The organism is Methylobacterium sp. Leaf466 (assembly GCF_001425565.1).
Classification (GTDB): Bacteria; Pseudomonadota; Alphaproteobacteria; order Rhizobiales; family Beijerinckiaceae; genus Methylobacterium.
The window spans coordinates 1-14,796 of sequence record NZ_LMRC01000019.1 but is presented as its reverse complement, the minus strand read 5'-3'; the positions used below and the strand labels follow the sequence as shown (position 1 = coordinate 14,796).

The window sequence follows — 14,796 nt, the reverse complement described above, 5'->3', positions numbered from 1 at the left end:
TCAGGGGTCATTCCCCCGCGAGGGCGGCCAGCACCGTCGGCAGCATCTCGGGCAGGTCCTCGGCGATGAGGCCGGGCCCGAACCGCAGCCCGGCGTCGCCGTGCAGCCAGACGGCGGCGGCCGCCGCCTCGAAGGCCGGCATCCCCTGGGCCAGCAGCCCGGCGACGAGGCCGCCGAGCACGTCGCCCGAGCCGGCGGTGCCCAGATGCGCGCTGGCGTGGTCGTTGATCGCCACCCGTCCGTCGGGGGCGGCCACCACCGTGTCGGCCCCCTTCAGCACCACGACGGCGCCGACGAGGGCCGCCGCCCGGCGCGCCCGGTCGAGCTTGGACAGGCCCTCCTCGAGCGCGTCGGTGTCGGCGAACAGGCGCTCGAACTCGCCCTCGTGGGGGGTAAGCACGGCGGTCCCGCCGCCGTCGGCCACATGGGCGCCCAGCAAGGCCGCCTGTCCCTTGAAGCTCGTGAGCGCATCGGCATCGAGGACGAGGCCGCGCCCGACGGCGGCCGCCACCGCGACGAGATCGCGGGTGGCCTCGCCGATACCGAGGCCTGGCCCCGCCAGGACGACGTTGAGGCGCTCGTCGACGAGGAGGTCGTCGAGATCGTCGGCCGTGTCGCTGGCGCGCAGCATGATCGCGGTGAGGTGGGCCGCGTTCTCGGGCAGCGCCGAGGTCGGCGAGGCGAGGGTGACGAGGCCGGCCCCGACGCGAAGGGCCGCCCTGGCGGCCAGACGCGCCGCCCCGGTGCGATAGGCGGGGCCGGACAGCACCACCGCATGGCCGCGGGTGTACTTGTGGCTCGACGCCGTCAGCCGCGGCAGGTGCGCCAGCCACAGCTCCGGCCCGTTGCGGACCATGGCCGGGCCCGACCGGGCGAGCCCTTCGGCATGGGCGGCGCGCCCGCTGCCGATGGCGGCCACATGGACCGTCCCGCACAGGGACCGGCCGGGTTCGAGCAGGTGGCCCGGCTTGAGGGCCACGAAGGTCACGGTCTCGGTGGCCTGCACGGCGAGGCCGCGCACCGCCCCGGTATCGCCGTCGACGCCGCTGGGCACGTCGACGGACAGGACCGGGACGCCGGAGGCGTTCACCGCAGCGATGGCGGAGGCGGCCACACCCTCGACGTCGCGGGCGAGGCCCGCACCGAAGAGGGCATCGACCACGAGGCCGTAGGCGGCCGGATCGCCCATCGCCTCCAGGGGATCGGCGCCGCCCGACCAAGCGGCGGCGGCCAGCGCCGCGTCGCCTGCGAGCGATTCGACGGTGCCGAGCAGGTGCAGCGCGACCCGGTAGCCGGATTCGACGAGCTCCTGCGCGGCCACGAAACCGTCGCCGCCGTTGTTGCCGGGCCCGCACAGGACGAGGATCGGGTGGCCGTCGGGAACGAGCGCGCGGGCGCGATCGGCGATCGCGCCGCCGGCATGGCGCATCAGGGTGAAGCCGGTGATGCCGCCGGCGATGGCATGGGCATCGCACGCCCGCATCCCCGCCACGGTCATCAGGTGCGCGTCGCTCATCCAGCCTCTCCCGATATGTTGCCCGCCGGCGCCCGCTTCTGCCCACGAAACGGGATCGGCGTCGCCGGCTGCCGCAACGATTTGCATCGTTTGCACAGAGGGTGGGCGGTTTTAGGAAAATTCCGGTCGCCAACGCCGTGGCGCCCCCGGGGTCTCGGTGCTAGAAAATACCGTTCCGTCACAAGCAGGTCAGGCCCGTTCGGCATGAAGAAGATCGAAGCGATCATCAAGCCCTTCAAGCTCGACGAGGTGAAGGAGGCGCTTCAGGAGGTCGGCCTGCAGGGCATCACCGTGATCGAGGCCAAGGGCTTCGGCCGCCAGAAGGGCCATACCGAGCTCTATCGCGGCGCCGAATACGTGGTCGACTTCCTGCCCAAGGTGAAGCTCGAGATCGTGCTGGCGGATTCGCTGGTGGAAGGCGCCGTGGAGGCGATCCGCAAGTCGGCCCAGACCGGCCGCATCGGCGACGGCAAGATCTTCGTCTCCTCGATCGAAGAGGCGATCCGCATCCGCACCGGCGAGACCGGCGGCGACGCGATCTGACGGCCCGCCGCCGTCCCGCGCCACGGTTCGCGTCCGGGGCTTGCGCGAAGGGCCGCCGTCATACGAGAACGCGCCTGCCGGCCCGGGGCCCCGGGCGCCCGGAAATGCCCGCCGGAGCTTGAGAAAATCCCAACGGTGCTCGGAAAAGGTCCGTTCGGCGTCATCGCCGCGTCGGCGCTTTTCCTGTACACGACACCTCTCGACCGCGGGGCGTGCGAACGGCCCGTGAAATAACCACGGCTGAATGCCGAGCGAGCAAGGAGGCTTCAAGGAATGGCCAAGAAAGCTGCCGACGTCCTCAGAGAGATCAAGGACAACGACGTCAAATACGTCGACTTCCGTTTCACCGACCCGCGGGGCAAGTGGCAGCACGTCACCTTCGACGTCTCCCTCGTCGACGACGAGATCTTTGCCGAAGGCACGATGTTCGACGGCTCGTCCATCGCCGGCTGGAAGGCGATCAACGAATCCGACATGCTGCTGATGCCCGACCCGGCCACCGCCTGCATGGACCCATTCTTCTCGGCCTCCACCATGTCGATCGTCTGCGACGTGCTCGAGCCCGGCACCGGGGAGCCCTATTCGCGCGATCCGCGCAGCATCGCCAAGAAGGCCGAGGCCTACCTCAAGTCCACCGGCATCGGCGACACCATCTACGTCGGCCCCGAGGCCGAGTTCTTCGTGTTCGACGACGTGAAGTTCGCGGCCGAGCCCTACAACACCGGCTTCAAGCTCGATTCGGTCGAACTGCCGATCAACGGCATGACCGACTACGAGGGCGGCAACCTCGGCCACCGCGTCCAGACCAAGGGCGGCTACTTCCCGGTGCCACCGCAGGATTCGGCGCAGGACATGCGCGGCGAGATGCTGGCGGCGATGCAGTCCATGGGCGTCACCGTGGAGAAGCACCACCACGAGGTGGCGAGCGCCCAGCACGAGCTCGGCATGAAGTTCGACACGCTGACCCTGCTCGCCGACCACATGCAGATCTACAAGTACTGCATCCACAACGTCGCGCAGAGCTACGGCAAGACCGCGACCTTCATGCCCAAGCCCGTCTACGGCGACAACGGCTCGGGGATGCACGTCCACCAGTCGATCTGGAAGGACGGCAAGCCGGTCTTCGCCGGCAACAAATACGCCGATCTGAGCCAGGAGTGCCTGTGGTTCATCGGAGGCACGATCCGCCACGCCAAGGCGCTCAACGCCTTCACCAACCCCTCCACCAACTCCTACAAGCGCCTGGTGCCCGGCTACGAGGCGCCCGTGCTGCTGGCCTATTCGGCCCGCAATCGCTCGGCCTCCTGCCGCATCCCGTGGACCAACAACCCCAAGGCCAAGCGCGTCGAGGTCCGTTTCCCCGATCCGATGGCCAACCCCTACCTCGCCTTCGCGGCCCTGCTGATGGCCGGCCTCGACGGGATCGTGAACAAGATCGATCCGGGTGCGGCCATGGACAAGGACCTCTACGACCTGCCCCCGCGCGAACTGAAGAAGATCCCCACCGTGTGCGGCAGCTTGCGTGAAGCCCTATCCAACCTCGACAAGGACCGCACCTTCCTCAAGTCGGGCGGCGTCTTCAACGACGACTTCATCGATTCGTTCATCGAGCTGAAGATGACGGAAGTGATGCGCTACGAGATGACCCCGCATCCGGTCGAGTTCATGATGTATTACTCGCAGTAATCGGTTCCGGGCGCGACGCCCGGATCCGATGCGATCGTCGACGATGCGACGTGGCGCCGGGGCCTCCAACGAGGCTCCGGCGCTTCGCGTTCGGCGACAGGCCCGGCTCGCGGCCGGTCGGCGACGGCAGGAACCCGGCCGGGTGGCGGGCCGCCGGAAGCGGCGGTAAACCGGGTCGACGCTCGCTCGCCATGAGCGGCCGGTCGGACGACCGGAGATCGTCCTGCGGGACGCCCCGTCGCCCGCAACCGCCCCGTGGCCGGTCATCCGCATGCTCCATCTCGACCATCTCACGATCATCGCCCCGACCCTGCGGGAGGGGGTGGCGCACGTTCGCGACGCCCTCGGCCTCGACATGCCCTTCGGCGGCCGGCACCCGGAGATGGGCACGGTCAATCACCTGCTCCGCCTCGGCGACGACGTCTTCCTCGAGGTCATCGCGGTCGATCCGCAGGCCGCCCGCCCGGACCGTCCGCGCTGGTTCGGCCTCGACGATGCGGACTGGGTCCGGCGCGACTGGGACGCCGGGCGCCGGCTCCGGACCTGGGTCGCGCGAACGTCGGATCTCGAACCGGTGCTGGACCGGATGGCACCCCTGCTGGGACGCCCGCGGCGTATCTCGCGGGGCGACCGGGTCTGGTCCTTCGGTGTCAGGGACGACGGTGCGCTTCCCCTCGACGGGCTGGCGCCCTGCCTGATCGACTGGGGCGCGCGCGGCTCCCCGGCCGCCGCCATGCCGGACGCCGGTGCCCGCCTGTCCGCCTTCGTCGTCGAACACCCCGACCCCGCACAGGTCGAACGCCTGCATCGCGACCTCGGCCTCGCCTCGCCGATCGCGATCCGGGCGGGTCCGCAGCTGCGCTACGAGGCCGTCGTCGCGACGCCGGCCGGTCTTCGGACCCTGTGGTAAGGATGCGGGCGGAAACGGGCGATGGCCGGGCAAATCCGCCAGGCTCGCCGCGCCATCTCGGGAGACGCCCATGACCCTCACGATCCCCGTCATCCTCGGCTCCGTCCGCTCGGACCGGCAGGGCCTGCGCGCCGCCCGCTTCCTGATCGCGCAGCTCGAGGCGCGCGGATACGAGGCGCCGCTGGTCGACCCGGCCGTGCTGCAGCTCCCGCTCCTCGACCGGATGTACAAGGAGTACCCCAAGGGCGAGGCGCCCGGGGTGCTGGAGGATCTCGCCGTCCTCTACCGGCGCTCGGATGCCTTCCTGGTGGTCTCGGCCGAGTACAACCATTCCATTCCGCCGGCCCTGTCCAACACCCTCGACCACTTCCTCGAGGAATACGCCTGGCGACCGTCGGCGATCTGCTGCTACTCGGCCGGCCAGTACGGCGGCGTGCGGGCGGCGATGCAATTGCGCGCCATGCTGTGCGAGCTCGGCACCCCGAGCATCCCCTCGCTGCTGCCGATCCAGCGGATCGGCAAGGCCCTCGACGCGGACGGCGCGGCGAAGGAGGAGTGGCTCGGCCGGGCGGCCGCGCGCTTTCTCGACGAACTGGTCTGGTACGCCGAGGCACTGAAGCAGAAGCGTGCGGGTGGGACGCCGTATTGAGACGCGCCCGCGTCGACATTGCCCGGGACGGCCAGCGTTCCCATGTTGCGTGGACGAGTCGAATGGTGTCCCATCGGCTCACTTATTCTTTGCGCGCCTCGTCCGGCGCAGCGAGCCCCCATCCTTGGCCAAGCGCATCCACCCCAACCCGAACGGGCCCGCCTTTCCCTCGCGCGAACAGGTGCTCGCCTTCATCGCCGGGTCGTCCGAAAAGGTCGGCAAGCGCGAGATCGCCCAGGCCTTCGGCATCAAGGGTGCGGCCAAGATCGAGCTGAAGCGGCTGCTCAAGGAGATCGAGGAGGACGGCGAGGTCGAGGGCGGGCGCGGCGGCCTCACGCCCGCCGGGCGCCTGCCGCCGGTGGTGCTGGCCGACATCACCGGCCGCGACCGCGACGGCGAGTTCGTCGCGATGCCCGCCGAATGGGACCACGCCAAGGGCCCGCCCCCGAAGATCCGCGTCGAGATCCCCCGCGGCGGCCGCAAGCCCGGACGGCCGGCGCCGGGGATCGGCGACCGCGCGCTCCTGCGCGTCGAGCAGGAAGAGGGCGACCGCGGCCGCTACGCCGGCCGCATCGTCAAGGTCATCGGCAAGAACAAGGCCGACGTCATCGGCGTCTACCGCACCGGCCGGGACGGCGGCCGCATCGTGCCCGTGGAGAAGCGGGCGCAGGGGCGCGAGATCGCGATCCCCGCCGGCGAGGAGGGCACGGCGCGCGACGGCGACCTCGTCAGCGTCACGCTCACCCGCGAGACCCGGTTCGGCCTGCCGCAGGGGCGGGTGCGCGAGCGCCTGGGGTCGCTGGGCTCCGAGAAGGCGGTGAGCCTGATCGCGCTCCACCTCCACCACATCCCGCACGTGTTCGCAGCCGACACCCTGGCGGAGGCCGACGCGGTGAAGGCCGCCGGCCTGAAGGGCCGCGAGGATTGGCGCGACCGGCCGCTGCTGACCATCGATCCGCCCGACGCCAAGGACCACGACGACGCCGTGATGGCGGTGCCCGACGACGACCCGGACAATCCGCAGGGGTTCGTCGTCACCGTCGCCATCGCCGATGTGGCGGCCTACGTCCGCGCCGGCAGAGCGCTCGACCGCGAGGCGCTGATGCGCGGCAACTCGGTCTATTTTCCCGACCGGGTGGTGCCGATGCTGCCCGAGCGCATCTCCAACGACCTCTGCTCGCTGCGCCAGAGCGAGGACCGCCCGGCGCTGGCGGTGCGCATGGTGATCGGCGCCGACGGGGTGAAGCGCCGCCATACCTTCCACCGCGTGATGATGCGCTCGACGGCCAAACTCGCCTACGCGCAGGCGCAGGCCGCCATCGACGGGCACCCCGACGACACGACGGCGCCGCTTCTCGAGACCGCCCTGCGGCCGCTCTGGGGCGCCTACGCGGCCCTCGTGAAGGCCCGCGAGGCGAGGGGGCCGCTCGCCCTCGACCTGCCCGAGCGCAAGGTGCTGCTGACCGCCGACGGCGCCGTCGACCGCGTCGTGGTGCCCGCCCGCCTCGACGCCCACCGGCTGATCGAGGAGTTCATGATCCTCGCCAACGTCGCCGCCGCCGAGACCCTGGAACAGGCCCGTCAACCGCTGATCTACCGCGTCCACGACGAACCGGCCCTGGAGAAGATGCGGGCTCTGGGCGAAGTGCTGGCCTCCATCGGCATCAAGCTGCCCAAGGAAGGCGCCCTGCGCCCGGCCCTGTTCAACCGCATCCTCGGCCTGGTGGCCGAGACCGAGCACGCGCTGTTCATCAACGAGGTGGTGCTGCGCAGCCAGGCGCAGGCGGTCTACGCGAGCCAGAACCTCGGGCACTTCGGGCTGAACCTGCGCCGCTACGCCCATTTCACCTCGCCGATCCGGCGCTACGCCGATCTCATCGTCCACCGCGCACTGATCACCGCCTGCCGGCTCGGGAGCGACGGCCTGTCGTCCGACGTCACGATCGGCGCCCTCGACCAGATCGGCGAGCAGATCTCCGCGGCCGAGCGCCGGGCGATGGCGGCCGAGCGCGAGACCATCGACCGGCTGATCGCGCACCACCTCGCCGACAAGGTCGGGGCCACCTTCACCGGGCGGATCTCCGGGGTCACGCGCTCCGGGCTCTTCATCAAGCTCGACGACACCGGAGCCGACGGCTTCGTGCCGATCTCGACCCTCGGGGCCGATTACTACCGCCACGACGAATCGCGCCATGCCCTGGTGGGCGAGCGCAGCGGGGAGACCCATCGCCTGGGCGATCCCGTCGAGGTGAGGCTGGTGGAGGCCGCCGCCGTGGCCGGTGCCCTGCGCTTCGAACTGCTGTCGGAGGGTCGCGCCCGCGAGGACAAGCGCGCCACCGCGCCGGGCTCGCGGCCGGTCCGCCGGGCCGGCGTCCCCGGCCGGCCCGCCGGCATCCGCAACACCGGGTCGCGCCACCGCGGCTCGCGCCGCTGAGGCGAACGGGGTAAGCTCGTCGCATGGCCGTTCAGGACGACGATATGACGACGCCAAGTGCGACGACCGCTCCGACCGTCAGAAAAGGACTGGTCCGCTCCATGGCGACCGGCTTCCTCGGCCGGTGCCCGCATTGCGGCGAGGGCAAGATCTTCGGCCGCTTCCTGAAGGTGCGGCCCGAGTGCGAGGCCTGCGGGCTGGAAATGCATCACCACCGGGCCGACGACCTGCCGCCCTACATCGTGATCTTCATCGTCGGGCACATCGTCGGCTACGCGCTCCTGAAGATGGAGACCGAATACGACGTGCCCTTGTGGTTCCAGCTGAGCTTCTGGCCCATCGTCACCCTGATCATGGCGATGGCGCTGCTGCAGCCGGTGAAGGGCGCCGTGGTGGGCCTGCAATATGCGCTTGGCATGCATGGCTTCGCCACGCTACCGCTGCCCCGCGCCGAGGCGGCGGTGCGGCCCGAGGACCTGCAGCATGGACCCGATTTCCGGCGCGGACCCGGCGACGACAGAACCCCCGGCCTCGGCCACGCCTGAGCGGGGCGGGCGCCCGCCAGCCGCGCGGCCGCGCAACGCCGCCACCCTCATCCTCGTGGACCGCAAGGGCCGCACGCCCAAGGTGCTGATGGGCCGGAGGCACGCCGGCCTCGCGTTCATGCCGGGCAAATTCGTCTTCCCCGGCGGGCGTATCGAGACTTGGGACCGGCACATGCCGGTGGCCGGCGCGCTCTCGGCCAGGGCCGAGGCCGCCCTGACGGCCCAGGTGGTGCGCCCGCCCCATCATCTCGGCCGATCCCTCGCCCTGGCGGCGATCCGCGAGACCTACGAGGAGACGGGCCTGCTCCTGGGCACCCGCGACTACGGCGCGCCCGAGGACGTACCGGACGGCCCCTGGGCGGCGTTCCGGGACAACGGCGTCCTGCCCGACCTGGAGGCGATGCATCTCGTCGCCCGGGCCATCACCCCGCCGGGGCGGCCGCGCCGGTTCGACACCCGCTTCTTCGCCATCGACCGCACGGCGGTGGCGGGCGAGACGCCCGGCGTGGTGACACCCGACTCCGAACTCGTCGAACTCGTCTGGGTGAACCTGTCCCAGGCGCGCAAGCTCGACCTGCCGCGCATCACCGACGTCATTCTCGGCGACCTGGAAGCGCAGGTCGCCGGCGGCTTCGCGCCCTATCTGCCGATCCCGTTCTATTTCGAGCGTCGGGGCCAGCGGCAGCGCGTGCTCCTCTGACGGGCGGCCGGCAGCGGGCCGGCAGGCTGCGCCACGCGCTCGATCGCCGTTCGGGCTCGCGGATCAGGACCGGCGCGGCTGAGGCGCGTCCTGGATCGCAGCCGCATGGTACCAGCTGCCGCTGAAGTCGCAGACCGGCACCTGCTGGGCGTCCTGGGCGGATCCGGGCTTGAGGCCGGACGGCTGCACCGAGCCGGTTGCCCGCGTCCGCGGCACGAAGGCGTAGATCTTGGCGGTTTCGCGCGTATTGCTGATCGTCATCGGTGCTGTCTCTCTATGGCGCCGGAGCGTATGGCGCTCGATATGACGTCATCATAGCCCAATTCTGACTCCGATTGCACGGTTTACTTCCATCTATTCCGATAAGTGCGATCATTATGAGCATGCCGTATTTTAAATCAGGCCGTAGAGCGCGAGTTTGATCACAGTTTAACGATGCGCATATTTCCATCACCTTTTAGCGATGCGAGAAAAAGCGGCAGACACGCGACGAGATCGATATTGCGATGCAAAAAGATCGTCCCTTACCCTCGAGGAGCGAGGGCTTCGTCCGGCGTGGTCATCGCTCCGGCCGCAAGTCTTTCGCAAGGGCGGGGGGCGTAGGGAAAGGTCGGGTTCGCCGTCCCGGAGCCGGTGCAAGAGATGCATTCGAGACAGACATGCACTTGAGACAGACATGGATCTGAGACTCCGTCTCGACGGTCGCGCCCCGCGCCGCTGGCACGCGACGCTGATGACGCGTCTGATGCGGCTGCCCGGCATCGCGCTCGACCTCGATGCCTCGCCCGGCCCCGGCGGCCTGCCGGACAACGCGGCCCTGCTGTTCCGCCTCGAAGCGCTCATCGGGCGCGTGCCGGCGAACGGCCCTTCGGCCCCGCTGCCACCGGACGCGCTCAGGGCCTATCCGGCACCGCGCGACGCGACGCCCGACCTCGTGATCGACCTGTGCGGCGATGTCGTCGCCGGCGCCGCCCCGCGGGTCTGGACGCTACGCTTCGACGGGGTCGCCGGCGAAGAGGGCCTGCTCGCCTGCCTCCTCGACGGACGGATGCCGGTGGCGACGCTGGCGGAGGACGGCCGCACCCACGTCGCGGCCCGGCTCGGCACCGAATCGATCGGTGCCGCGCTGATCTCCTTCGAAGACGCCCTCGCCCGCGTCACGACGCTCATCGTGGCGGCGGTGTCGCAGCACGAGCCCGCCATGCCGCAGGGCGGGGCCGTTGTGCCCACCCCGCCGCCGCCGCCCGACCTCGGGCTGCCGGCCCTCGCCCGGCGCGCGACGCGGATGCTGGCCTGGGCGGTACTGCGGCGGATCTACCACCTGTGCTACCGGGCGCCGCACTGGCGCGTCGGCTGGCGTCACCTGACCGGGCCCGACCTCGTCGACCTCAGGGCCCTGCCGGGGACCGGCTGGCACGACCTGCCCGACGACGGCCACCGCTTCTACGCCGACCCATTCGCCATCGACCACGGCGGCCGCACGGTGCTGTTCGTGGAGGATTACGAGCACGCCCGCGGCAAGGCGATCATCTCGGCGGTGGCGTTCGACGAGAACGGTCCGGTGGGTACGCCGGTCCCGGTCCTCGACGAGCCCTACCACCTCTCCTACCCGTTCGTGTTCGCCCGCGACGGGCAGGTCTGGATGATCCCGGAGGGCTCGGCCAACGGCACCGTCGACCTCTACCGCGCCACCGCCTTTCCCGGCGGCTGGGTGAAGGAGGCGACCCTGCTCTCCGGCCTGACCGCCGGCGACGTGACCCTGCTCGAACACGCCGGGCGCTGGTGGATGTTCGCCACCGTGCGCGACGTCCACGCCGACCACGACGGCGGCCCGGTGCGCGGTTCCTATTCCGACGCCCTGCATCTGTGGTCCGCCCCGGATTTCCGGGGGCCCTGGACCGCGCATGCCCACAACCCGGTGCTCATCGACATCGCCTCGGCCCGCCCGGCCGGCCACATCGTCGCCCGCGACGGCGTCCTGATCCGCCCGGTGCAGGACGGACGGCGCGGTTACGGCGAGGCCCTGGCGCTGGCCCGGATCGACCGCCTCGACGACGACGGATTCGGCCAGACCGTCGAGACGACCGTCCGGGCCGGGCCCGGCTGGCGCGGCAAGCGCTTCCACACCCTCAACCGGTCCGAGCGGTTCGAATTCATCGACGGCTCCGGTCGCGCCCCGCGCTGGCCCATCCGCGGGTACGGTTGAAGCCGGCTCTTCATCCGGACCTCGACGAAGAATTGTATCGACCGACGATTCGATGCGGGAACCAAGGCGCTCGCGGTGCGGTTGCGGAACGTCGAAACGACACTGGGCCCAGGCTGCCGGTCCGTTCGGTGTTCATCAGCCTTCCCGAACCGCCGGTCCGGCCCACCGACCACGCCTGCTCCGAGAGCCCGCTTTCGGACGGGGCCGTCGTCGGGCCCGCCCCACGGCCGATCACGTCAGGACCACCGATGACGGCACAGCCTTCCTCCGATCAGCACGTCCGCACGCCCTCGGCCCGGTCCCTGCGCGGCCTCGACGCCCTCAACTTCTTCCTCGCCGACGTGCGCGACGGCCTCGGCCCCTATCTGGCCATCTACCTCATCGCCGTGCGCGGCCCCGACCAGGGCTGGAACGAGGCGACCACGGGCCTGATCATGACCATCGCCGGCATCGCCGGCCTCATCGCGCAGACGCCGGCCGGCGCCCTGATCGACCGCAGCAGCCACAAGCGCGCCATCGTCATCGCCGGCGCCCTGGCGGTGACGGCGAGTTGCCTGACACTGCCCTTCGTGTCGAACTTCTACGTGGTGGCCGCCACCCAATCGGTGGCCGGCATCGCCGGGGCGGTGTTCCCGCCCGCGCTAGCCGCGATCACGCTGGGCGTCGTCGGCCCGAAGATGTTCGCCAAGCGCATCGGCCGCAACGAGGGCTTCAACCACGCCGGCAACGCAGTCTCGGCGGCCATCGCCGGCTCGACCGCCTACTTCTTCGGGCCGATCGTGGTGTTCTGGCTGATGGCGGTGCTGGCGGTCCTCAGCGTCGGCGCGATGCTGATGGTGCCGGCCGACGCCATCGACGACGATCTCGCCCGCGGCCTCGACGAGAAGGCCGGACAATCGGACGAGCAGGCCTCCGGCATCGGCGCCCTGCTGCAGAACCGCTACCTGATGCTGTTCGCGGTGCTGGCGGCGATCTTCCACCTCTCCAACGCGGCGATGCTGACCTCGGTCGGGCAACTGCTGACCAAGCTCGCCGGCAAGGAGAGCGCGACATCGCTGATCTCCATCTGCATCGTGGCGGCGCAATTCGTGATGGTGCCGGTCGCCGTCTTCGTCGGCGCCAAGGCGGACGCCATCGGGCGCAAGCCGATCTTCCTCGTGGCGTTCGGCGTCCTCGCCCTGCGCGGCGCGCTCTATACCGTCTCGGACAACCCCTACTACCTCGTCGGCGTCCAGCTCCTCGACGGGGTCGGGGCCGGCATCTACGGGGCGCTGTTCCCCATCGTGGTCGCCGACCTCACCCGCGGCACCGGGCGCTTCAACGTCTCGCAGGGTGCGGTCGCCACCACGCAGGGGCTCGGCGCCTCGTTCTCGGCGACGCTGGCCGGCCTCATCATCGTCTCGGCGGGCTATTCCACCGCCTTCCTGGTGCTGGCGGGCATCGCCGCGGCGGGCTTCGTGCTCTACCTCGTCGCGATGCCCGAGACCTACGGCTACGCCCCGCCGACCTCGCCGGGTACGAAGGACGGCGGCCGACGGCCGGTGGCGACGCCCGCGGAATAGGGCCTCGCCCGGTCGGTGCTATCCTCCCCGCGCGACGAAGAGAGATCGTGCCGGGGAGGGCGGAATGCGGGTGATGGTTCTGGTCAAGGCGACCACCGAGAGCGAGGCTGGCGTCATGCCCTCGCCCGTCCTCCTCGAGGCGATGCGGCGCTACAACACCGACCTGATCGCGGCGGGCATCCTGAAGGCGGGGGAGGGCCTCCACCCGACCTCCAGGGGCAAGAGGGTGGCGTTCGACGGGGCGGATCGCACCGTCGTCGACGGGCCGTTCCCCGGGCCGCACGACCTCGTCGCCGGTTTCTGGCTGTGGGAGGTCGACGACCTGGACCAGGCGGTGGAATGGGTGAAGCGGTGCCCCAACCCGATGCTTGGCCCCAGCGTCATCGAGATCCGGCCGCTGTTCGAGCCTTCGGATTTCGACGTCGATCCCGCCTCCTGATCCGTCGGGACGAAGCATCGTCGGATAGGATTTATTTCACGTGAAACACATCCTTCCGGCCCGATCCGCCGGAAGGCCCGCGCCGGGCGATAGCCCGGCCGGGGGATGGCCAAAGAGATGGCAAGGTCCGTGCAAAGGGGGGATCGCCGGAGCGGCCGAGCGGCCGCGAACGCGCCGATGCACGACCGGGGGCCCGATGCTGCACCATCGCCTGCTGGGCTATCTCGACGAGGTCGCCCGCAGCGGCTCGATCCGCGCCGCGGCGGCGCGCCTCGACGTAGCCTCGAGCGCGATCAACCGTCAGATCCTCGCCCTCGAGGCGCAGATGGGCACGCCGCTGTTCGAGCGGATGCCGCGGGGCCTGCGCCTCACTGCCACCGGCGAGATCCTGATCCGCCACGTCCGCGACACCCTGCGCGGCCACGAGCAGGCGCTGGCCCAGGCCGCCGCCCTCAAGGGGCTCAGCCGCGGCCGGGTGACGATCGCCACCATGGCCGGCCTCGCCGCCGGGGTGCTCGCCGGCGTGATCCGCGAGTTCCGCGAGATCCATCCCGACATCGTGGTCACGGTGCTCGTCCTGCCGGCCGAGGGCATCGTCGCGGCACTCCTGGCCGGCGAGGCGGACCTGGCGCTGGCCTACCGGTTGCCGTCGCATCCGCGCCTGACCTGCATCGCCGCCTTCGAGCATCACCTCGGGGCTGTGATGGCGCCGACGCACCCCTTGAACGGGCGCTACCGCCTGCGGCTGGCGGACTGCCTCGCCTATCCGCTGGTGGTCGCCGACCCGTCCATGACCCTGCGCGAGGTCCTCGACGACCTGGTGCCGCCAGGGCTCGCCCTCACGCCGGCGGTAGAGACCAATTCCATCGAATTGATGAAACGCCTGGCGATGACGGCGCCGCACATCGCCTTCGTCAACCTGCCGGACGTCTGCGACGAGATCCGCCGCGGCGTCCTCGCCTTCATGCCGCTCACCGAAGCCGGCGCCGTCACCCAGACCGCCCGCCTGATGCAGCGGTCGCGCGCGCATCTCGACGGCCCGACCCACCTCGTGGCCCGGCGCATCGAGGCCGCCTTCGACATCCACGATTCCGCAGACTGATGCGCGACCGGCCCGATCCCGCGGACGGCGGGGCCCAAGGGCGGAACCCGCCGATGTCCACCCCGTCCCGGACCGATGTCGCCCGGTCTAATACTAAGCCTCGCTGAGCAGGACTCACGCGGGGTAGCGTCGGCATCTCGGTCGTGATTCCTTCCTTGGGTTTGGAGCCTGAGGAGGATGCGATGGCTNATACTAAGCCTCGCTGAGCAGGACTCACGCGGGGTAGCGTCGGCATCTCGGTCGTGATTCCTTCCTTGGGTTTGGAGCCTGAGGAGGATGCGATGGCTGCTCCGGTGCCGCTGCGATCAGACTTCGATGCGGAGGCCTTGCGCGGTCTGGCCAAGGGTTCGCGTGATCCGGCGCAGACCCGCCGCCTGTTGGCGCTGTCGGTGATCGCCGCGGGTGGTCTGCGCTCGGAGGCGGCCGAGATCGGCGGGGTCGGGCTGCAGACGGTGCGCGACTGGGTCGTGGCCTTCAACGCCGATGGACCGGACGGGCTGATCG

Annotated in this window: 14 protein-coding genes; 12 read left to right on the top strand and 2 right to left on the bottom strand. The window is 70.5% G+C overall.

The features are described 5' to 3' along the window. Positions 1–7: 7 nt before the first annotated feature. Complete coding sequence (locus tag ASG59_RS09285; protein WP_056286416.1) at positions 8–1,516, bottom strand: bifunctional ADP-dependent NAD(P)H-hydrate dehydratase/NAD(P)H-hydrate epimerase; 1,509 nt, start codon at positions 1,514–1,516, stop codon at positions 8–10. A gap of 204 nt (positions 1,517–1,720) precedes the next feature. Here ASG59_RS09285 and ASG59_RS09280 point away from each other — a divergent pair, with 204 nt between their 5' ends. The 7 genes from ASG59_RS09280 (at position 1,721) to ASG59_RS09250 (ending at position 8,983) form a co-directional block, all read left to right on the top strand. Beyond that, positions 1,721–2,059 carry a P-II family nitrogen regulator gene (locus tag ASG59_RS09280; RefSeq protein WP_055888259.1) on the top strand — a complete coding sequence of 113 codons (339 nt, stop codon included), beginning with the start codon at positions 1,721–1,723 and terminating at the stop codon, positions 2,057–2,059. 273 nt (positions 2,060–2,332) lie between these two features. Further along, complete coding sequence (gene glnA, locus ASG59_RS09275) at positions 2,333–3,745, top strand: type I glutamate--ammonia ligase (RefSeq protein WP_055888261.1); 1,413 nt, start codon at positions 2,333–2,335, stop codon at positions 3,743–3,745. Positions 3,746–4,016: 271 nt separating this feature from the next. Continuing rightward, the gene (locus ASG59_RS09270; protein ID WP_056408479.1) at positions 4,017–4,655 is read left to right on the top strand and encodes a VOC family protein; all 639 of its coding nucleotides are present in this window, start codon (positions 4,017–4,019) and stop codon (positions 4,653–4,655) included. A 70-nt stretch (positions 4,656–4,725) separates the two neighbouring features. Further along, positions 4,726–5,304 (top strand): NAD(P)H-dependent oxidoreductase, encoded by a 579-nt coding sequence (locus ASG59_RS09265; protein WP_056408477.1) that lies wholly within the window; start codon positions 4,726–4,728, stop codon positions 5,302–5,304. Positions 5,305–5,428: 124 nt separating this feature from the next. Continuing rightward, positions 5,429–7,738 (top strand): ribonuclease R, encoded by a 2,310-nt coding sequence (gene rnr / locus ASG59_RS09260; RefSeq protein ID WP_056408474.1) that lies wholly within the window; start codon positions 5,429–5,431, stop codon positions 7,736–7,738. A 101-nt stretch (positions 7,739–7,839) separates the two neighbouring features. Then, positions 7,840–8,283 carry a DUF983 domain-containing protein gene (locus tag ASG59_RS09255; protein WP_082494652.1) on the top strand — a complete coding sequence of 148 codons (444 nt, stop codon included), beginning with the start codon at positions 7,840–7,842 and terminating at the stop codon, positions 8,281–8,283. Beyond that, the gene (locus ASG59_RS09250; protein ID WP_055888270.1) at positions 8,222–8,983 is read left to right on the top strand and encodes an NUDIX hydrolase; all 762 of its coding nucleotides are present in this window, start codon (positions 8,222–8,224) and stop codon (positions 8,981–8,983) included. The genes ASG59_RS09255 and ASG59_RS09250 overlap by 62 nt, the downstream gene beginning before the upstream one ends. 63 nt (positions 8,984–9,046) lie before the next feature. On the opposite strand, the gene ASG59_RS09245 is transcribed toward ASG59_RS09250, so the two are convergent. After that, on the bottom strand, positions 9,047–9,244 hold the full coding sequence (locus ASG59_RS09245; protein ID WP_056408473.1) for a DUF2735 domain-containing protein: 198 nt from the start codon (positions 9,242–9,244) through the stop codon (positions 9,047–9,049). Positions 9,245–9,659: 415 nt separating this feature from the next. Between ASG59_RS09245 and ASG59_RS09240 the strand changes: the two genes are divergently transcribed. The 5 genes from ASG59_RS09240 to ASG59_RS09220 all read left to right on the top strand — a co-directional run. Then, positions 9,660–11,189 carry a hypothetical protein gene (locus tag ASG59_RS09240; protein WP_056408470.1) on the top strand — a complete coding sequence of 510 codons (1,530 nt, stop codon included), beginning with the start codon at positions 9,660–9,662 and terminating at the stop codon, positions 11,187–11,189. 248 nt (positions 11,190–11,437) lie between these two features. Further along, entirely contained in the window at positions 11,438–12,751 is a 1,314-nt protein-coding gene (locus ASG59_RS09235; RefSeq protein WP_056408468.1) for an MFS transporter, read from the top strand. Positions 12,752–12,815: 64 nt separating this feature from the next. Beyond that, positions 12,816–13,190 carry a YciI family protein gene (locus tag ASG59_RS09230; RefSeq protein ID WP_056408465.1) on the top strand — a complete coding sequence of 125 codons (375 nt, stop codon included), beginning with the start codon at positions 12,816–12,818 and terminating at the stop codon, positions 13,188–13,190. 196 nt (positions 13,191–13,386) lie between these two features. Continuing rightward, entirely contained in the window at positions 13,387–14,292 is a 906-nt protein-coding gene (locus ASG59_RS09225) for a LysR family transcriptional regulator (protein ID WP_056408462.1), read from the top strand. A gap of 242 nt (positions 14,293–14,534) precedes the next feature. Beyond that, the coding region (locus ASG59_RS09220; RefSeq protein WP_156399193.1) for a helix-turn-helix domain-containing protein at positions 14,535–14,796 on the top strand (262 nt) is incomplete at its 3' end.